11 protein-coding genes and 2 tRNA genes are annotated in these 19,622 nt (G+C 68.7%); 7 read left to right on the forward strand and 6 right to left on the reverse strand.

All coding sequences use genetic code 11. The annotated features are described in order from the left end of the window. Positions 1-204: 204 nt before the first annotated feature. The 5 genes from HUA78_RS02795 to HUA78_RS02815 form a co-directional block, all read right to left on the reverse strand. A complete protein-coding gene (locus HUA78_RS02795; RefSeq protein ID WP_254614256.1) occupies positions 205-1,656 on the reverse strand; it encodes a hypothetical protein in 1,452 nt (483 codons plus the stop codon). A gap of 325 nt (positions 1,657-1,981) precedes the next feature. Then, positions 1,982-3,028 (reverse strand): uroporphyrinogen decarboxylase, encoded by a 1,047-nt coding sequence (gene hemE / locus HUA78_RS02800; RefSeq protein WP_174465923.1) that lies wholly within the window; start codon positions 3,026-3,028, stop codon positions 1,982-1,984. A gap of 13 nt (positions 3,029-3,041) precedes the next feature. After that, positions 3,042-5,546, reverse strand: coding sequence for an alpha-amylase family glycosyl hydrolase (locus tag HUA78_RS02805; protein WP_174475602.1), 2,505 nt, complete (start codon positions 5,544-5,546; stop codon positions 3,042-3,044). After that, positions 5,537-7,036, reverse strand: a complete 1,500-nt coding sequence (locus HUA78_RS02810) for a hypothetical protein (RefSeq protein ID WP_174475603.1) — start codon at positions 7,034-7,036, stop codon at positions 5,537-5,539. The genes HUA78_RS02805 and HUA78_RS02810 overlap by 10 nt, the downstream gene beginning before the upstream one ends. Positions 7,037-7,075: 39 nt before the next feature. Beyond that, positions 7,076-9,517 (reverse strand): glycogen-debranching protein, encoded by a 2,442-nt coding sequence (locus tag HUA78_RS02815; RefSeq protein WP_174453307.1) that lies wholly within the window; start codon positions 9,515-9,517, stop codon positions 7,076-7,078. Between the two features lie 221 nt (positions 9,518-9,738). Between HUA78_RS02815 and HUA78_RS02820 the strand changes: the two genes are divergently transcribed. The 7 genes from HUA78_RS02820 to HUA78_RS02850 all read left to right on the forward strand — a co-directional run bounded on the left by HUA78_RS02820 (position 9,739) and on the right by HUA78_RS02850 (position 18,495). Next, positions 9,739-10,827, forward strand: a complete 1,089-nt coding sequence (locus HUA78_RS02820; protein ID WP_174475604.1) for an ABC transporter ATP-binding protein — start codon at positions 9,739-9,741, stop codon at positions 10,825-10,827. After that, positions 10,824-13,004, forward strand: a complete 2,181-nt coding sequence (locus tag HUA78_RS02825) for an extracellular solute-binding protein (RefSeq protein ID WP_174475605.1) — start codon at positions 10,824-10,826, stop codon at positions 13,002-13,004. The genes HUA78_RS02820 and HUA78_RS02825 overlap by 4 nt, the downstream gene beginning before the upstream one ends. After that, positions 13,001-13,849 (forward strand): sugar ABC transporter permease, encoded by an 849-nt coding sequence (locus HUA78_RS02830; RefSeq protein ID WP_141641038.1) that lies wholly within the window; start codon positions 13,001-13,003, stop codon positions 13,847-13,849. The genes HUA78_RS02825 and HUA78_RS02830 overlap by 4 nt, the downstream gene beginning before the upstream one ends. Before the next feature lie 39 nt (positions 13,850-13,888). After that, on the forward strand, positions 13,889-17,986 hold the full coding sequence (locus HUA78_RS02835) for an IPT/TIG domain-containing protein (RefSeq protein WP_371745477.1): 4,098 nt from the start codon (positions 13,889-13,891) through the stop codon (positions 17,984-17,986). Between the two features lie 141 nt (positions 17,987-18,127). Further along, positions 18,128-18,199 (forward strand) — tRNA-Val (locus tag HUA78_RS02840). Positions 18,200-18,206: 7 nt separating this feature from the next. Next, positions 18,207-18,283, forward strand: a tRNA-Asp gene (locus HUA78_RS02845). A 53-nt stretch (positions 18,284-18,336) separates the two neighbouring features. Next, positions 18,337-18,495: a hypothetical protein gene (locus tag HUA78_RS02850; RefSeq protein ID WP_174461395.1), complete on the forward strand. Its 159-nt coding sequence runs from the start codon at positions 18,337-18,339 to the stop codon at positions 18,493-18,495. A 212-nt stretch (positions 18,496-18,707) separates the two neighbouring features. Here HUA78_RS02850 and HUA78_RS02855 read toward each other — a convergent pair whose 3' ends face one another. After that, entirely contained in the window at positions 18,708-19,475 is a 768-nt protein-coding gene (locus HUA78_RS02855) for a hypothetical protein (protein WP_174461396.1), read from the reverse strand. Between the last annotated feature and the right edge of the window lie 147 nt (positions 19,476-19,622).

Genomic DNA, 19,622 nt, shown 5'->3' on the forward strand with positions numbered 1-19,622 from the left:
TGTGCCTCACCCTCCTGCGACGACGAGTGAGGCCCATCTAACGGGCGGTGATGCGCCGCGTCAACCCGCGATTGACTCAAGAGTCAATCCGCGAGCACTTGTCGCGAGGCGCGTCCGGCCCCCAATAGAGCGAGGGGGCGAAGGACCCATGACGGGCACCTCCACCCCCTCGTCCTGCTACTCACGGGGCCGGGCCCCGTTCACCTACTTCTTCGCGTTGGTGCCCGCGCCGGTGTCCGACTGCGGACCCACGGTGATGTCGAAGCGCACGCCACCCGCCTCTTCGACCTTGTCCGGCTTCTCCTCGCTGGCCGAGTGCTGGACCAGGTCCACCGCGAACTTGCCCTGGTCCGCATCAGTCACCTGCGCGACGAAGCGCACGCCGACATGGTGAGCGCCGTTCGGGTCCAGAATCAGGCCCTCCAGCCGCGCGCCGTTCGGGTTGACGATGCGCACCTGGCGCTCGCCCACCACCTCGAAGCCCGTGCCCTGGTGCTGCCAGCGCGCCCACAGCTCCTCGGGCAGGGTCAGGAAGAGCTGGCCGCGCTCCAGGAAGGACGGGCCGCCGGTGCGGTCCGGAATGCGAACCTCCAGGGCCGCCGTGCCGTGGGCGTCACGCAGCAGGTTGCGCAGACGGAAGTCGTACTCGCTCGCGGGCGCGAACGGCGTCAGGTTCACCACGTTGATGTTCTTCCACGCCAGGTTGTTGTTCCAACGCGTGTTGTTGAGCGTGTTGGAGCCCGCAACCTCCACCAGCGTCATCGGGTCCTGCGTCGACACCCACCGCGACAGCAGGCAGTAGTGGCCCGGCGCCGGCACGCCCGTCCAGGGCACCATGAACTCCTGCGTGGCGCCCGCGGGGATGCTGACGGCGATGGTGCCAATGGGCGCCCAGTCCGTGGGCCACACGGCCGCGCCACCGGAGCCGGTGTAATAGACGAGCAGCGTGCCACTCGCCGGGTTGCCCGGGGGCACGAGCGGACCGTTGTTGCGCAGCGTCACGTAGACGAAGTTCGTCTGGCCGAACTCCGGGTTCTGGTGGCCCACGCAGCCGGCCGTCTGGCAGACGCGGATGTCGGGGCTGATCCAGATGGGGTCCACCGTCGGCGTGAGGCCGAAGTCGCTGCCGTTGTCCTTGGAGTACACGTCCACGCGGCACTGGGTGATGGTGAGCGAGACGAAGTCCACCGCGGAGTCGTCCTGGACGATGACATCCACGAAACCCTGCGCGTTGAGGGTGGGGATGAGGTTGACCGCGCCGGGGAGCGCCGCCAGGTTGAGGTTGATGGTGCCCGTGGCGCCAAAGGCGATGCCCAGGTTCGTCAGGGAGTCGCCAAAGCCGGTGGCGACCTGCGTGCCCGCGGGGCCCATGAACAGCAGACCCATGGAGTCATTGCTGCCCAGGTTGCGCACCGACATGCGCAGGGTGGCGCCACAGATGGGGCCATTGCGACGCAGGTTGGTGAAGGTGGTGGCGAACCACCGGTCGATGCTCGTGTCGTCGAAGGCACGCGAGCCGGGGAAGGTGTAGTTCGCCGCGATGTAGTTGAGCATGCCCGTGCTGGGCGACACCGGCTCGGTGGGCAGCACGAAGCCGTCCGCGACGCCGTGGGTGAAGGTCTGCGCCTGGGCGGTGCCGCTCCAGGTGAAGGCCATCAGGGCCAACAAGGTGATGGCTGAGCCAAGGGTGGTTCGGGGGTGTGAGTGACGATGTTGCATACGCTCCTCGTGGTGCCGCGGGTTCAGCCGCACCGGTCCGGGTCGAAGAGGTCAGAATCGAGATGAGTGAATGAATGGCGGGCTGCGGCCGGCGAGGGAGCAATGCTCGTGCCCAAAACCAAACAAAGACATTGCGGGGATGACGCACCGCTCAATGCCTCGCGCAGAGACCTTTCACGCCACAAGAGTCGAGCTCCGTGTGGCGTGAAAGGTTACGTCGGGCCGCGCGCATTCCCAGACGGCGCGCAGCGGCCCTGAAGCTTTACGGCGTCAGCGTTCCCTGACGAAGCGCGAAGCCGTGGCGGTGCACGGCCTCCACGGCGAACTTCGCGGCCTCGGGGTCCGTGGGCGGGAGGATGCCGTGGCCCAGGTTGAAGATGTGCCCCACGGGGCCCGCGCGCAGGAGGATGTCTTTGACGCGCCCATCCAATTCCTCACGCGGAAGGAACAGGTGCAGCGGGTCCAGATTGCCCTGGACGGCGATGTCCGGCCCCAGCACGCGCCGGCCCTCGTCCATGGGCAGCGTCCAGTCCAGGCCCACCACGTCCGCGCCGGTGCGCTGGAGCAGCGGCAGGTGCGTGGACATGCCCACGCCGAACACGATGACGGGCACGCCGGTGGCCTTCAGCTCGGACACCATGCGCGTCAGGTAGGGCAGACAGAAGCGCTCGTAGTCCCACGGCGACAGCTCACCGCCCCACGAGTCGAAAATCTGGACGATGCTCGCGCCCGCCTCCACCTGCATCTTGAGGTAGGGGATGAGCGTGTCGGTGAGCTTGCCGAACAGGCGGTGCGCGAGTGCGGGCTGCTCGAACATCAGCCGCTTGATGAGGATGTAGCTCTTGGAGCCGCCGCCCTCCACCATGTACGCGGCCAGCGTGAAGGGCGCGCCCGCGAAGCCGATGACGGGCACGGAGTCATTGAGCGCCTTGCGCGTGCGGCGGATGGCCTCCGCCACGAAGCCCGTGCCCTCCACCGGGTCCGGCACGCCCAGCCTGTCGATGTCCGCCGCGGTGCGCACGGGCTCCGGGAAGTGCGGGCCCTTGTCCCCCAGCTCCAGCGTGATTCCCATCGCCTCCACGGGAATCAGGATGTCGGAGAAGATGATGGCCGCGTCCACGCCCAGCCGTGTCACCGGCTGCACCGTCACTTCGGCGGCCAGGTCCGGGTGCTTGCACAGGTCCAGGAAGGCGATGTTGCCGCGGATGGCCCGGTACTCGGGCAGGTAGCGGCCCGCCTGACGCATGAGCCACACGGGCGTGGTGTCGGTGGGCTGGCGGCGTGCGGCGCGGAGGAGTCGGTCGTTCACTTCGGGCTCTGGGTCAAAGCTCCGGTCGGGAGCGGAGAAGGATGGGACGGATGAGGGACCACGGTGCCGCGGCAGCGGGGCGCTGCTCCCAGGCCACTTCCACGCGAAGGGGCTCCTGGCTCGCGACGTCGGACTCATCCGACTGGGGAACGTAGAGCAGACGGTTGGGTCCCGCTTCCCAGGAGAACTTCCCCGGGCCGTCGTCGCGGACGAGCTTGTACTCGAAGACGCCCCCCACGGGCAGCGACAGTGTCACCGCGCCGGCCTCGGGGCGCAGCGAGCGCTCGGCCTTCCACCCGCCCAGCTCCGGCCCGCCGCCCACCACGCGCACGGACGCACCGCCCGTCGCGAGCACCACGGTGCGCCGCTCGCCTTCGCCGCGCGACCAGGCCCGCGCCTGCTGGGCGAGCGCCGCGAAACCACCCGGCGTGCGCGGCTTCAGCCGACGCAGCGTCACCTGACCGGGCGGATTCGTGACGTGGAAATACGCGGACTCGGCGAGCCGCCCCAGCATGCCCTGCGAGCCCGTCAGCGGGTCCACGCCCTGGCCCGCCTCGCCCAGCGCCTCCGGCAGGAACACATCCCGGGGCTTCGTCCCGGAGTTGATGCCGATGAACACGGCTTCGTCGGGAGTCACACGGGCATAGGCGAAGAGGTCCTCCCGGGCGGCGAGCACCAAGGTCTCGCCACGCTGGAGGGCCTCACTGCCCCGCCGCGCTTCCAACAGCCGACCAATCCACGCACGCAGCGGGTGGTCCGGCGTGAAGCGCATGTCGCCCCGATTCTCCGGCTCCTTCGCGCCGGTGAGCCCCTCCTCGATGCCGTACGTCAGCGCCGGCACACCCCGCGCGGTGAGCTGCACCGCCAGCGCCCGCTTCACCTTCTCCACGTCGCCGCCGCACTCGCTCATGACGCGGGGCAAATCGTGGTTGTCCAGCAGCGTCACCAGGGAGCCGGGCGCCGGGTTCAGCCGGTCGTTGAAGAGGACCGCGCCCAGATGCGCCGGCGAGCGGCCCCGACAGAAGACATCCACCAGCGCGAAGGCCAGCGGGAAGTCGAACATCGTCCCGAAGCGGCCCTCCTTCATCACCCGCGACAGCAGCACCGGGTCGCCGTCCAGCAGCTCACCCAGGAGGAGGAAGTCGTTGCCCGCGTGCGCGCGCAGGTCGTCGTTGTAGCGGGCCCAGAAGTCCATCGGCAGGTGCTTGACGGCGTCCAGGCGGAAGCCCGCGGGCTTCACCGCGTCCACCCACTTCAGCGACTTCGACAGCAGGTGCGCGTAGACCGCCTCCTGCTCCACCGCCAGGTCCGGCAGCCCGTGCACGTCGCGCATCACCAGCTCGCGCGAGTCATTCCAGTTGTCGATGGGCCCCAGGCCGTGGAACCACTCGGGCTTCTCGCGCGTGAGCCGCGTCTCCGGGCCCACGTGGTTGAGCACCACGTCCAGCACCAGCCGCATGTCCCGGCGGCGCAGCTCGTCCGACAGCCGCGTCAGCAGGGCCTCGTCACCGAAGCGCGGCTCCACCCGCCCGAAGTCCTCCACCCAGTACCCGTGAAAGGCGCCATAGCCGTAGAACTTCTCCGTCCGCATCTGGAAGACGGGTGAAAGCCACACCGTGCGGACACCGAGCGACTTCAGCCCGTCCAGTCGGTCGATGACACCCCGCAGGTCTCCGCCGTGAAAGGCCTGCGCGTCCTTCGCATCCACCGTCCCGTCATTGCCCGCGTCCCCGTTGGAGAAGCGGTCCACCATCACGAAGTAGATGGCGTCTCCGGCCGGAGGCGTCCACAGGCCCCTGTACGGCGCGGGAGAGGGAGGCGGCACGGGAGGGGCCTCGGGCCCGGGAGGCGGAAGCTCCGTCGGCGTGCTCTTGCCCGGCTCGATTCCCTCGCCTGCCGGCGCGTCCAGGCCGGGCACCACGCCAGGGCCCCCTTCCGTGTTCGGCACCAGCATGGGCGAGGCGAGGAACGAGTCGAACAGCGCGGCGGCCTGCCCCGAAATCTGCCGGGACACCTCGTTCTGCGCGTCGTCCTCGCGCTGCTGGTCGAACTGGAGCGCGGCGCCGTAGTCCTGCAAATCACTGGTCGGCTCCAGCGTGGACGTGGCGCGGTTCGCCGTCGTCTTCACATACACGTCCCAGGAGAAGCGCCCACCCACCTGGCCGAAGAACGACACCCGCGTCTCCACCAGCAGCAGCAGCGGAGCCTCCGGGGCCTGAGCCTTGAGCATCGCGAAGCGGCGCTGCGAATCCGTCACCTTCGCGAAGTCAGTGGCGTACCGCTCGTAGGGCACCTCCTGCACCTGGAGGTTGCGTTTGGCCAGCGCCTCCAGAACGCGCTGACGGACGCCTTCGGGGACCTGCGCCACGGTGCCGCGTCGCTGCGCGTCGTCCCGGATATAGGCCACCGCCACCACGGTGCCCTCGGGCGCCAGCACCGGCGGCCCCTGCCGCTTCAGGCAGCCCGACGCCATGAGCGCCAGGAAGAGGACGACCACCCACCGCTGTCTCAGAACCATCCTTCGGCCTCGATGGCGACCACCGAGTGCCAGTGGCGCTCGGGGCCGATGTACGTGTTGTACTGGTCCAGGCTATCCACGAAGGAGTTGCCGAACGCCGCGTGCTGCGAGGAGTGCTGCAAGCCATACAGCAGCCGCAAGCTGGGGCGCGCGTAGATGCCTCGTCCCGTTGGATTGAGGACGACACCCACCTTGCCCTGCCACGTGTTGCGCGTGTCGCTGTCGCCGTACTCCAGGCCGCGCGAGTCCGGCACGCCCCCGGAGTTGGTGAACACCGAGTCCACGTGGTTGCGATACAGGTTGCCGTTCTTGCTGCGCTCCGTGGCGATGCTCGTCTCCACGAGGAGATGGACGCGCTCGGTGAGGAAGTACTGGAGCCGCAGCACCGTGGACGCGATGAGGCGGTCGTCGTCGCCGGGCTTGATGGCGTTGTCCTCGTTGAACGCGTACCCCACCCAGACGCCCCACAGGGCCTCCAGCTTGTCGGGGATGAGCTTGATGTAGGCCTCGTTGCCCAGCGCCGCCTCGTAGCGCTCGTCGGTCTGGTCCGCGATGAAGACCGAGAACTCCCTGTCGCGGACGCGCTCCGTGTAGGACTGGTCCGGGTGCTTGCGCTCGAAGGTGAGGTACAGGTTGTCCCAGATGAGCGGCCCCAGGTTGCCGAAGCCCACGTAGCCCATGGCCCGGTACGACAGCGCGCTGCGCGGAGTCAGGTTGCCCACCTCGTAGTCCGCCTGACCCGGGTTCTGCTCGAAGTAGCGCTGCACCACCTCGCGCCGCACGTAGTCTTCGTAGTTGGTGTTGGGCGACGCGTAGAGCGCGTTGCGATTGCCCCGCACGTCTGGCTCGTAGCCGAGCTGCCCGCGCACCCCCAGCTCCAGGTGCCCCGGAATCAGGCGGTAGCGGAAGGACGCGGCACCGGTGAGCACCGTGTTGTACTTCTGGGGCCGCAGCGTGTAGCCGCTGTCACCCACCGCCAGCAGTACGTCGTAGCGGTCTCCCTGGTACGTGCCGGACAGGCCCACGGTGTCCCAGAGCAGCGTCGCCGGTCGCTGGTCGTAGATGTGCAAGTCATTCCAGCGGTCCTCGAGCGTGCCGAGCTGCCATGTCACCCTGTCGAGCAGGATGTTGCCGGCGCGCACGAACAGGTAGTCCGCGCGGAAGTTGACGAAGGAGCCGTTGCCCGGGTCCGCGGAGCGGAACGAGGTGCCGGAGAAGCGCGTGTGCACCTCCGCCCAGGCCTCGTCGGTTCCCGGCGCGGACTGGAGCACGTCCAGCCTCAGGTTCAGCTCGCCGTAGGGGCTCTCGTTGAGGAGCCGGCCGTACAGCCAGTAGTACCCGAGCTGGCCGGAGCCGCCCGAGAAATCCGGGCGGGTCATGATGCGGAAGTAACCCGCGGCGCCGAAGCGATCTCTCGACGCGTCGGCCAGGGTGACGAGCGGGATGAAGAGCAGCAGGAGGGCGCCGAGGCGCGCTGGCAGGACTCGCATGGACGGGCCCCGCTTATAGCGCACCTCGCCTGCCTGCCCCTACTCCGCGCGCAGGACGACGATGGTGCGCTCGGGCACCCCGTAGGTCACCCCCGTCACGGGGGACGGCGCGTCCAGCCAGGAGTTGCCGGTGACACGGGGCTCCAGGCCCGTGGCGGACAGGTACTCGGGACTGTCGAAGTACGCCTGGGTGTCGATGAGCCGCTTCCACTGGCGCCCCGGCGGCAGGGTGAACTCCACCGCGCGCGGCTCCATGTTGATGAGCACCACCAGCTCCGGGCCGAACGACGTGTCGGGGTAGTGCATCATCAACTGCTTGGTGTCCCAGCCCACCTCCTCGGTGTTCTGGGCGCTCTTCCACACCAGGGGCGAGCCCTTCTCGTAGTCGGGCGGCGCAAAGGCGTAGGCGTGCTCCTTGCGCAGGCGGATGGCGGCCTTGACGAACTCGTACATCCGGTGCCGCTCGTCGCGCGCCAGGTAGGCGCCCCACTGGTACCAGTTGAAGGGGTTGTCCGCGCGCGTGGAGTAGGCGTTGTTGTTGCCCAACTGCGTGCGCATCCACTCGTCGCCGCCCAGAATCATGGGCGTGCCGTGGCTGATCATCATCGCCATGAAGGCGTTGCGCATCATCTGCCGGCGCATGCTCTCCCCGCGCGTGTCACCCACCGGGCCCCAGTTGCGCGAGCGGTTGTGGTCCTCGCCGCTCACCTTGTCGCAGAAGGGGCTGTTGGGCGTGTCGCAGCACACCGGGTTGAGCGGGCCGCACTTGTTCTGCTTCACCTCGTACGTGAACAAGTCATACATCGTGAAGCCGTCGTGCACGGTGATGAAGTTCATCGAGTGGTATGGGCGCCGGCCGTTGCGCGAGTACCACTCCTTGCTGCCGTACATCAGGAAGGCGCCGTCCGCGGAGCCCGGCCTGCCGCACAGCGAGCCCTCGTTGGAGTTGAGCTTCCAGTCGTCGCGGTTGATGAACGCGCGCCACCAGTCGCGGAAGCGGCCGTTCCACTCGTACCAGCCGTTGCCGGGCTGGGTGAGCGAGTTGGGGAACTCGCCCATGGGCATGCAGTACCAGCCGCCCGCGCTCCAGGGCTCCGCGATGATGCGCGTGTTGTAGCGCTGGAGCACCGGGTCATCGACGATCTCCTGAAGCACCGTGTTCTTCGGGTCGTCCCAGCGGTTGTAGTCCTGATCCCTCTCGCCCAGGATCGGCGCCAGGTCGAAGCGGAAGCCATCCACGTGCAGCTCTTCGACATAGAAGCGCAGGCTGTCGATGATGAGCTTGCGCATGGGGCGGTGGTTGGGCCGCGTCTGGTTGCCCACGCCCGTGTTGTTCCAGTACGTGCGCCGGTCCCCGTTGAGCCCGTAGTACGCCTGATTGTCGATGCCGCGGAACGAGTACACGCCGGCGACCTCCGCCGGGTCCAACGAGTCCAGCGGCTCACCGGGCAGCACGTCGTCCGACTCCAGCTTCTCGCGCCAGAGGCCGCCCTCGCCGGTGTGGTTGTAGACGACGTCGACGATGACCTCGATGTCGCGCTTGTGCAGCTCCTCCACCATCCACTTGAACTCGTCGACGACCTCGTTCGGCCGCTTGAAGGCGGCGTAGGACAGCTCGGGCGCGAAGAAGTTGATGGTCTGGTAGCCCCAGTACCCGCCGTCCAGCGGCTTCTCGTGGATGGGGAGCAGTTCCACGGCGGTGATGCCCAGGTCCTTGAAGTAGTCGGCCTTCTCGCCCAGGCCCCGGTAGGTGCCGGGGAAGCGCACGCCGCTGGCGGGGTCCGCGGTGAAGCCCTTGGCGTGGACCTCGTAGACGATGAGGTCCTGCCACTTGTGTCCCGCCCACTGCTCGTTCTGGCGGTTGTCCCGCCACTGCCGCTCCCCGTCGCCCCACTGGTAGTCGCTCTGGACGAGGACGCTCTTGGCGGAGGCCGCGTACGTCACCTCCGTGCGCGCCGGCCCGCTGGCGGTGCTGCCCTTGCTCCAGTCGTGGTCCCGGTGCAGCGCCTTCGAGTAGGGGTCCGTCAGCAGCTTGTTCGGGTTGAAGCGGTTGCCGTCCACGTCCGCGTCCGCGCGGAAGCCGTGGATGGAGCCGGGGAACCAGCGTTGATCGAACTCCCAGTTGGGACCCCAGGCCCGGAAGCCGTAGTGCTGCCCCAGGCCCACGCCCTCCACGTAGACGTTCCACACGTCCCCGTAGCGCGTCAGCTCATAGGTGCGCGAGGGCCGGTTGCTCTCCGGATCATCGAACAGGAGCAGCTCCAGCCGCGTCGCGTTCTCCGAGTAGAGGGCGAAGTTGACCCCCTGGTCGGTGAACGTCGCGCCCATGTGCTTCATCGACTCGACGTCCTCGACGGTGTAGCTCGGGGCGCGGGCCTCGCTGTGGTAGAGCCGGACGTAGTCGCTCTCGCTGCAACCGACGGCGAACAGAAAAGCGACCAGGGTCGCGCCCCTCGAGAGGGACCAACGGGGAGTGCTCATACGGTGGGGTAGACCTCGACGGACCGGATGTCAGCTTCCATAACAAGCGCCTTCTGGGGCTGACAAGGCGGCCACCCCAGTTGTCCCTCTACGGACCCCGGAAACTTCCGGATGGCCCGGCGCGAGAATAACGCACCGCGCCCAACCGGCGAGGTTTGGGGAAAGCGCGACGCTCCGGGTAATGTGCCCCGCCGTTCTCTCCCCTCATTTTCGAGCGCGTCTTGTCCGAAGTCACCTTGAGCGGAATCAAGAAGTCGTTTGGCCCGAACCTCATCGTGAAGGGCGTGGACCTTCAGGTGGGACAGGGCGAGTTCCTGGTCATGGTGGGGCCGTCGGGTTGTGGAAAGACGACACTCCTGCGGCTCATCGCGGGGCTGGAGCAGGTGGACTCGGGCGAGGTGCGGATCGGCGGGGCGCGCGTCAACGACGTGCCCCCGAGGGATCGCGACGTGGCGATGGTGTTCCAGTCGTACGCGCTCTACCCGCACATGACGGTGCGGGAGAACCTGGCCTTTGGCCTGACGCTGAGGAAGTTCCCCCCGGCGGAGATCGCCTCCCGGGTGGCTGAAGTCGCGACGATGCTGGAGCTGGGCCACCTGCTGGAGCGCAAGCCCAAGGCGCTGTCGGGTGGACAACGTCAGCGGGTGGCCATGGGGCGAGCCATCGTCCGGCGCCCGAAGGTCTTCCTCTTCGACGAGCCCCTGTCCAACCTGGACACCGCCCTGCGCGTGCAGATGCGCGGGGAGCTGGCGCGGCTGCACCGCCGGCTGGGCGCGACGATGATCTACGTCACCCACGACCAGGTGGAGGCGATGACGCTGGCCACCCGGGTGGCGGTCTTCAACGCGGGCGTGTTGCAGCAGGTGGGGCCGCCGTTGGAGCTCTACAACCGCCCGGCGAACCGCTTCGTCGCGGGCTTCCTCGGCTCGCCCGCGATGAACTTCCTGGAGGCCCGACGCGACGGCGCGAACCTGGTGGGCAAGGGCTTCACGCTGCTGTCCCCCTCGGACCTCGCCCCGGGTGCGACGAACCTCCTGGTGGGCCTGCGGCCCCAGGACCTGCGCGTGGCGGCGCTGGGGCCCCTGACGGGCACGGTGGACGCGGTGGAGCGGCTGGGCTTCGACGGCTATGCCTTCGTCAGCACGGAGGCGGGCCTGGTGGCCGCGCGCTTCGACAAGGGCTCCCAGGTCTCGGTGGGGGACAGGGTGTCGTTGTCGCCGGTGGCGGACGCGCTGCACGTCTTCACCGAGGATGGGTCCGTGGCCCTGCGCCACCCGGTGGACCGCGAGTCGCTCGAGGTGGCGTCTTGAAGAGGCTGCTGGCGCTGGTGCTGCTCGCGACGGCGTGGAGCGCGCACGCGGCGGAGCCCCAGACAGCACCCCTCAAGCTGTGGCACGCGTACCGGGGTGGCGAAGAGGCCGCGCTCCTCCAGGCGACCAGCCTCTTCACCGAGAAGACGGGCGTGCGGGTGGACATGCTCGCCCTGCCCTATGACGCCTACGCGGCCAAGCTGACCAACGCCATTCCCCACGGCGCGGGGCCCGACGTCTTCATCTTCAACCACGAGCGGCTGCGCAACTTCCAGGGACAGAACCTGCTGGCGCCCACGACGGCGACCCTCGTCCGGGCCGACTACTTCGCCAACACGGTGGAGGCGCTGGAGGTGGATGGCCAGGTGTACGGCTATCCGATGTCGCTCAAGTCGCTGGCGCTCTATGTGAATACGAAGCTGGTGCCGCGCCCGCCCGCCACCACCGCGGAGCTGCTGGCGCTCCTGCCCACCCTGTCGAAGCCCGAAGAGGGGCGCTTCGGGCTGGCGTACGAGAGCGGAGACTTCTACTTCCACGCGCCATTCCTTTTCGGCTTCGACGGGCCGCTCTTCGACGCCACGGGCCGCGCGAGCTTCGACACGCCGGGGATGGCGCGCTCGCTGGCCTTCGTGAAGCGGCTCCAGGACGAGCGGATGATGCCCCAGGAGGTGTCTGGCGCGCTGGTGAAGACGCTCTTCAACGACGGCCGCGTGGCGATGACCATCAGCGGCCCCTGGTTCGCGGGAGAAATCGCACCGTCCGTTCAGTACCGCGTGGTGGCGCTGCCCACGGTGAGCGAGACAGGCACGCCGATGAAGCCCTTCCTCGGCGTGGAGGCGGCGTTCGTCTCCTCGCGCACGGAGCAGGCCGCGCGGGCGCACGAGCTGGCGCGCTTCCTGTCGCTGGGCGAGGCGTCGCGGGTGCGCACCACGGTGGGCCGGCAGATTCCGGCGGACGTGGCCGCGTACCAGCTCCAGGAAGTGAAGGACGACACGCTCATCTCCTCCTTCCGCGAGGCGGCGAAGGACGCCACGCCCATGCCCAACACGCTGGAGATGGCCCGCGTGTGGGAGCCGATGAAGCTGACGTTGCGCGCGGTGCTCCAGGGCGGAACCCGGCCCGAGGACGCGGGTGCACTCGCGGACCGTCGCTACCGGGCACTGCACCGGGAGCGCCCGCCCGACGCCAGCCCCATGCCCTGGCTGGGTCTCGCCGGAGTGATGGTCCTGGGCGGAGGCACGGCGTGGGTGCTGCGGCGGCCGGCACAGAGCCAGACATTCCGTCAGCGCTATCCGGATGTGTCGCGCGCGGTGGCGTATGTCGCGCCCGCGGCGGCGGGTCTGCTGGTGCTGGTGTTCATCCCCTTCGTGGTGGGCCTGTCGCTGTCGCTGTTCCACCACGACGCGGGGCAGTACACCTTCGTGGGCCTGGCCAACTTCGTCGACATCCTGGCCAGCCGTGGCTACAGCATCACCGAGCCGCTCTCGTTCTACTTCACGCTCGCGGTGACGCTCTTGTGGGCGGTGGTGAACGTGGTGCTGCACGTGAGCATCGGCCTGGGGCTGGCGCTGGTGCTCAAGGACCCGCTGCTCAAGATGCGGGGCATGTACCGGGTGCTGCTCATCATCCCGTGGGCGGTGCCCAACTACATCACCGCGCTGATGTGGAAGGGGATGTTCCACCGGCAGTTCGGCGCCATCAACGGCCTGCTCGTCGCGCTGGGCCTGGAGCCGGTGAGCTGGTTCACCCGCTTCTCCACGGCCTTCGCGGCCAACGTGGCGACCAACACGTGGCTGGGATTCCCGTTCATGATGGTGGTGGCGCTGGGCGCGCTGCAGTCCATCCCCCCGGAGTTGTACGAGGCGGCGGAGGTGGACGGGGCGAGCAAGTGGACGCAGTTCCGGCGCATCACCCTGCCCCTGCTCAAGCCCGCGATGTTGCCCGCCGTCATCCTGGGCAGCGTGTGGACGTTCAACATGTTCAACATCATCTACCTGGTGTCCGGAGGCGAGCCGGGCGGCGCCACGGACATCCTGGTGTCGGAGGCGTTCCGCTGGGCCTTCCAGCGCAATGAGCAGTACGGCTTCGCGGCGGCGTACTCGGTCCTCATCTTCGTGGTGCTGATGGGCTGGTCCGTCTTCACCCGGCGCCTGATGAAGCCCGAGGAGGCGTCATGAAGAAGCCCTCCGGCTTGAAGATGGCCGTCATCCACATGGGGCTGAGCCTGATGTGCATGGTGACGCTCTACCCGGTGCTGTGGGTGGTGAAGATGGCGCTGTCGCCGTCGGACGGCCTGTCGCTCACCGCCAACCCGTTCCCGGACGCGGTGACGTTCGACCACTTCCGGGACGTGCTGCTCGGCTCGGATGCGCAGGGGCGCTGGGTGTTCGGCCGGCAGGTGCTGTCGAGCTTCATCGTCTCCGGCGCCACGACGGTGGTGGGGCTGACGCTCGCGGTGACGGCGGCCTATGCGCTGTCGCGCTTCAAGTTCCCGGGCAAGGAGGGCGGCATGCAGGCCCTGCTCGTCACCCAGATGTTCCCGGCGACGCTGATGCTGGTGCCCATCTACGGCATCCTCCAGAAGCTGCGGCTGCTCGACAGCCTCACCGGGCTGGTGCTGGTGTACGCCACCACCGCCCTGCCCTTCTGTATCTGGATGCTGAAGGGCTACTTCGACACGCTGCCGCGCGAGTTGGAGGAAGCGGCGGTGATGGACGGAGCCTCGCCCTTCCAGGTGTTCATCAAGGTGGTATTGCCGCTGGCCCGCCCCGCGCTGGCCGTGACGGCGCTGTTCTCCTTCATGACGGCGTGGAACGAGTTCGTCCTCGCCGCCACGCTGATCAATGACCCGACCCGCTTCACCCTGCCCGTCGCCCTCCAGCGGTACGTGGGCGAGTACAAGGTGGAATGGGGCAAGTTCGCCGCCTGCGCGTTGATTGTCTCCGCGCCGGTCATGGCGTTGTTCTTCGCTCTCCAGAAGCACCTCGTCGGCGGGTTGACCGCTGGCGGCGTCAAGGGGTGATGGCCGATGTCGTCGCGTTGTCCGCGGTCCCTTCTTCTCGTGTTGTCGTTGCTCGTCGTGGCCTGTGGTGATGACCCGGAGGGCGGCCAGCCCCCCTCGCTCACCCCGCCCACCGTGAGGGAAATCACCCCCACCGGTGGCCCCATCGCGGGCAACACGCTCATCAACGTCTATGGCTCCGGCTTCGAGCCGGGCGCGAAGCTCTACCTCGGCAACCAGGAAGCCCTGCGCGTCGTCGTGGTCAACGCCTTCCGCATCTACGGCTACTCCCCTTCCGCGAGCACCGCGCAGGTGGATGTGCGCGTGGTGAACCCGGACGGCGCCTATGGCGTGCTGGTGAAGGGCTTCCTCTACGAGGGGCCCCCGACAGCGAACATCGACCAGGCCGAAATCATCAACGGCAACACCGACGCGGTGAGCGGCGGGCAGCCGGTGGGCGTGCTGGTGCGAGGCGCCATCACCGTGGCCGGCCTCACCCGAGGCGTGGGTCAGGGCGGCGGCGTGCGCGCGCAGGTGGGCTTTGCTCCGGCGAACGGCGAGCTGCTCAAGACGGAGAGCTACACCTGGGAGGAGGCCACGTACGAGGGCGACTCCGACAGCGGTGAAGCGGACATCTACAAGGGCAACGTGCTGTTGCAGCCGGCCATCGGCGGAGAGAGCCGCGAGTGGGTCATCACCATCCGCTTCTCCATCGACGGCGGGAAGACGTGGGTGATGGCGGATGGCGATGGCACCGCCAACGGCGTGACGGAGGACATGCTGCGCCGCGTGTTCATCACCCGGCCGCGCGTGGACTACTGCAAGCTGGGTCCCGACGGGAACCGCGCCAACCCGGAGCTGTTCTACCGCCCCACGGACTCGACGCTGATCAAGGTTGCGGGCCAGGTGTACGCGGCGGGCATCACCCAGGGCGCCGGCGCGGGCTCGGGACTGGTCGCGCAGTTGGGCATGGGGCCGGTGGACTCGGACCCTCGAAACTCCGCCGCGTGGACGTGGGTCCCCGCCGTCTACAAGGCCGAGCACGGCAACAACGACGAGTGGGAAGCGGACCTGCCCAACCCGGGCACGGTGGGCACGTACAAGCTCGCCTTCCGCTTCAGCATCAGTGAGAACGCCTGGCGCGTGTGCGACGCGGACGGCGTCAACGACAGCGTCGAGGGCGAGCTGACCTTCAGCCTGGCGAAGCTGGGCACGCTCACCGTGGGCACCGAGGCGCCGAAGCCGCCCGTGAGCTGGTGCAAGATTGGCGAGGACCAGAAGGCCCCCGAGGTCATCAACTACCAGACCACGCAGACGTCGGGACTCAAGACGGTCTTCGCCCAGGTCCACATGCCGGGCGTGACGGACAAGGTGGGCGCGGGCCCGGGCATCTCCGGCCAGCTCGGCTGGGGTCCCGCGGGGGAGGACCCACGCACCTCTCCCTTGTGGAACTGGGCCACGCCGCTGGCCTGGGCCAAGGACAACTTCGAGGTCAACGACGAGTGGAAGGGCACGCTGCCCAACCCCGGCCTCAATGGCGACTACCGCTATGCGGTGCGCTTCAGCGCCAACGGCGGTCCCATCCGGGTCTGCGACGGCAACGGCGTGGATGACGGCGGCCAGGACTTCGAGCTCGCGCAGCTCGGCCAGCTCACGGTCGCGGGCGAAGTGGTGGTCCCCAAGGTCATCGGCTACTGCAAGCTGGGCACGAATGGGAACGACACGCCGGAGACGGTGACGTATGCGACGGACGCGGTGGCCAACCGCAAGGTGGTGGCGCAGGTGTTCGTGCAGGGCGTGACGAGCGGCGCCGGCGCGGGCACGGGACTCGTGGGCCAGGTGGGCTGGGGGCCCGCAGCGGAGGACCCCGCCACGTCGGCGCAGTGGAACTGGACGACGACGGCTGCGTACAAGGACGAGGTCGGCAACAACGACCAGTTCGAGGCCACACTGCCCAACCCGGGCACGCTGGGCAGCTACCGCTTCGCCTACCGCTTCAAGGTGAACGACGGTGCGTATCTGCTGTGCGACTCGGACGGCAACAGCGGCGGCCCCACGGGCTTCGACCCGACGAAGATGGGCACGCTCACCGTGAGCGCGGCGCAGGACATCTCCATCGGCTGGTGCAAGCTCGGCGGTGAGGCCATCGAGCCTCCGCCAAGCGAGGTGTACCGCGTGGGCCAGGCGACGAAGGAAATCTATGCCCAGGTCTACATGGAGGGTGTCACGCCGGGCACGGGCGCGGGCACGGGCATCCAGGGACAGGTGGGCTACGGCCCGGAGGCGGACGCGCCGGAGACGGCGAGCTGGCAGTGGACCTCCACGGGCGCGAGCTTCAACCGCGAGTCAGGCGGAGGCGGGAGCAACGACGAGTGGAAGGCCGCCCTGCCCAACCCGGGGACGGTGGGCCGCTACAAGTTCGCCATCCGCTTCAACGTGAATGGAGGCGCGTACCGCTACTGCGACGCGGACGGCCTCGGCAACGGCTTCACGCTCGCCCAGGCCGGTGGCCTGGAAGTGAAGCCCGTGGCCGTGGACGCGTGCCAGTTGGTGGGTCCGGCCACGTTGAGCGCGACGCCGGGCGGCGCCACGCAGGTGGTGCACGGCAAGGTGCTCGTGACGACGGTGACGGACGTCACCAGCGGCGCGGCGGGCGCGGGAATCACCTCGGAAGTGGGGTATGGCCCGGCGAGTTCGGACCCGGCGACGGGGACGGGCTGGAACTGGAAGGCCGCGAGCTTCTCGGGCGAGACGGACAGCGGAGCGCAGGACGCCTATGAGACGTCGCTGACGGCGCCCGCCACGGAGGGCACCTACGCGGTGGCCGTGCGCTTCCGGTATCAGACCGGGGCCTGGGCCTATTGCGACCGGGACGGCAGCGCCAACGGCTACCAGACGGCGCAGGCGTCGGTCCTGACGGTGGCCGCGGTGGTGCCGCCGCAGGTGGACTGGTGCCGCCTGGGCGGTGAGACGCAAGCCGCGCCCCCTGTCGAGGCCTACACCATTGGTGAGGCAGCCTCGAAGGTCATCGCGGTCCAGGTGCACGAGGCCGGCGTGACGCCGGGCGCGGGCGCCGGTGCGGGCATCGTCGCGGAGCTGGGCTACGGGCCGGCCGGCAGCGCCCACACGAGCGGAGGCTGGCAGTGGACGGCCGCGACACATGGCGCCGACACGGGCAACACCCAGAACGACGAGTACCGGGCCACCCTGCCCAACCCAGGCACGGCGGGCAGCTTCCGGTTCGCCTACCGCGTGAAGCTTGGCACCGGCCCCTACGTGTACTGCGATGCGGACGGGACGGATGACGACTTCGACATCGCGGACGCGGGCACGTTGACGGTGCAGGCGGCGGCCACGGGCGTCTGCCGGCTGCAGAGCGTGAGCGGGACGACGGTGGGCAGCGGCGATGCCGTCACGGTGACGGGCCGCGTGCGCATCCCCGGAGTCACCAACGGCCCCGGTGCGGGCACGGGGCTTCAGGTGCAGGTCGGCCTGGGCAACGCGGACGTGGACGCCTCCACCACCTCGGCGTCGTTCACCTGGAAGCCGGCGACGTACGCCGGAGAGGCCTCGGGTGAGGCGGACACGGATGAATTCACCACCGAGCTGCGTCCGGCCTACACGACGAGTCGCGCCGTGAGCCTGCGCTACAGCACGGATGGCTCCACGTGGACCTATTGCGACAAGGACGGCAGCGACGTGGGGGGCTACACGCTGGGCCAGCAACACGCCCTCACCGTCGGAAACCACGCCGGCATCGACTACTGCCGGCTCCAGTGGCCGCTGAAGCTCAGTGATTTGAGCGGCAACCGAACCATGTACGGATTCATCTACGAGGACGGCGTCACCAACGCCCCTCCTCCGGCCACCACCCTGTCGGCGGAGCTGGGCCACGGCCCCAAGACACAGGACCCGGGTGTGAGCCCGGCCTGGACCTGGGTGGCTGGCACGGTTCAGAGCGATGGCGGCAACGACGACGAGTACAAGGCGGACCTTCCGGTGAACGCCGCCCTGAACCACGGCTACCTGTGGCGCTTCCGGGTGGGCACCGGCCCGTACTGCTACGGCGACTGGCAACCCAATCCTGGCGAGGGCGGCTCAGCCAACGGCGTGGCCCCGGAGAACCTGGGCACAGTGGACGTCGCGCCCGTCCCCTAGGCCCCTAAGTCACCGGCCGCACGAGCGTTTTCACGCTCCGCGCGGCCGGTGACGGAAGATCCTGGGTCTTCGAAACAGGTGCTTGACAGTGGAGTGAGCCACTTATAAAAGCCCGCTCGTCGCAACGCGGAACACGCCTGCGGGCGGATAGCTCAGCGGCAGAGCGTCGCCCTTACAAGGCGAGGGTCACAGGTTCAATCCCTGTTCCGCCCAAGGTTATGGGGAGTTAGTTCAGTTGGTTAGAACGCCGGCCTGTCACGCCGGAGGCCACGGGTTCAAGTCCCGTACTCCTCGCCATTGAGAGCCCAGCAATCCTTAGGGGTTGCTGGGCTTTTCTTTTTCCTCCCCCCATGTGCCCTCAGCGTGCCCCCTCGGGCGGCGTTGGCTGGAGCCACGTGGTGCTGGAGGGGTATCTGCCGCTCGATCTGCTGCACCGCGCTCTCTCGGGCCTCCGGCGCGACGTGGGCTGGCAGAACACGGAGGGGCCGCGCAGGTACCGCTCCCCTTGAGTGCATCCCCACCGAGCCGGGAAGGTCCAGCGCCCGTCCCCCAGGCAGCATCAGCGCCTGCTGGGGCCGCGGGCACAGCGGCACCACCCGCGCGAGCAGGGCGTCGTCGATGTCGAGGAAGTGCGCGGTGACATGCCACTCGTCCCACAGGAATCGCAGGCGTGGCTGCGCGCTGCCCGCCTCGTCGGTGGGCGCGCGCCGTGCCGGCATCCTCACGGGCCCGTGTAGCGGTAGGGGGCACCGTGGAAACCGGCCGCCGCCAGTTCCGCCGGTGTGCGCAGGAACGGGTTGGGCGTGGCGGACACGGAGGCGAGCAGCGTGTCGATGAGCGCGACGCGGTCGGCCGTGGCCAGCGGAAAAGCCGGGGCGAAGGCCTCGCGGGGCACTGGCGTTCCCCACAGCAGAGGGTCCGTGCCGGCCTGTCCGTCGGAGGCGTCGTCCGGGTCGCCGTGGGCCGCATCGCGGGCCGACGGGGCGGACAGTGGCGCCAGGCGCGGCAGCACCGCCTTGAACCAGGCCTGGAAGGCCTTGTTGTCCGGAAGCGTGAAGTTGACGAGGTTGGCGTCGCCGCGGAGGTAGCGCACAAGCCCGAAATCGAGTTCGCCGTAGATGTCGGCGGCGTTCACGAACTCCCACTTGAGCGCCTGCAGTGGCCCGTGGATGGCGCTGGCCGTGTCCTGCGGGAACTGCATCGCGTCCACCTTCAAGTAGCGGATGTCGATGGACGCGGCCCACATGGCCTCAACCGCCAGCCGCATCTCGTGGTCGTCGTGAAGGTGCTCGAAGCGGCGGTGCATCCATTCGCCTAACGCGGCGGCCAAGCCCAGGAGGGCCCGGAAGGACAGATGCGCGAGGTGGCCCTCGACCGTGCGGTGGGTGCTACCGAAGGCCGACATCGCCTCGCCCGGACCCCAGCGGTGGGCGACGGGCAGGCCGGCGATGGGGGCAGCCTGAAGGTAGGGCGGCAGCGGCAGGGACATGGACGGTTCTCTAGAACGGGACAGGACGGGGCGCGAGACGAGATAGGAAGGCCCTCTCCTCGAACAGCACGCACGGGGGCTCCCAGGGGGCGCATCGGCATGACCACCGACATGGGTCAGGCCGCGGTGTTTCCTGATGAGCAGCGG

Source organism: Myxococcus sp. CA033 (genome assembly GCF_013336625.1).
GTDB lineage: Bacteria > Myxococcota > Myxococcia > Myxococcales > Myxococcaceae > Myxococcus > Myxococcus llanfairpwllgwyngyllgogerychwyrndrobwllllantysiliogogogochensis.

Excerpts from the sequence above, each read along its gene's own strand:
- HUA78_RS02795 (WP_254614256.1), bottom strand. The coding sequence starts at position 1,656 with ATGGCCTTCACCTGGAGCGGCACCGCCCAGGCGCAGACCTTCACCCAC.
- HUA78_RS02805 (WP_174475602.1), bottom strand. The coding sequence starts at position 5,546 with ATGGTTCTGAGACAGCGGTGGGTGGTCGTCCTCTTCCTGGCGCTCATG.
- HUA78_RS02810 (WP_174475603.1), bottom strand. The coding sequence starts at position 7,036 with ATGCGAGTCCTGCCAGCGCGCCTCGGCGCCCTCCTGCTGCTCTTCATC.
- HUA78_RS02815 (WP_174453307.1), bottom strand. The coding sequence starts at position 9,517 with ATGAGCACTCCCCGTTGGTCCCTCTCGAGGGGCGCGACCCTGGTCGCT.
- HUA78_RS02830 (WP_141641038.1), top strand. The coding sequence starts at position 13,001 with ATGAAGAAGCCCTCCGGCTTGAAGATGGCCGTCATCCACATGGGGCTG.
- HUA78_RS02850 (WP_174461395.1), top strand. The coding sequence starts at position 18,337 with ATGTGCCCTCAGCGTGCCCCCTCGGGCGGCGTTGGCTGGAGCCACGTG.
- HUA78_RS02855 (WP_174461396.1), bottom strand. The coding sequence starts at position 19,475 with ATGTCCCTGCCGCTGCCGCCCTACCTTCAGGCTGCCCCCATCGCCGGC.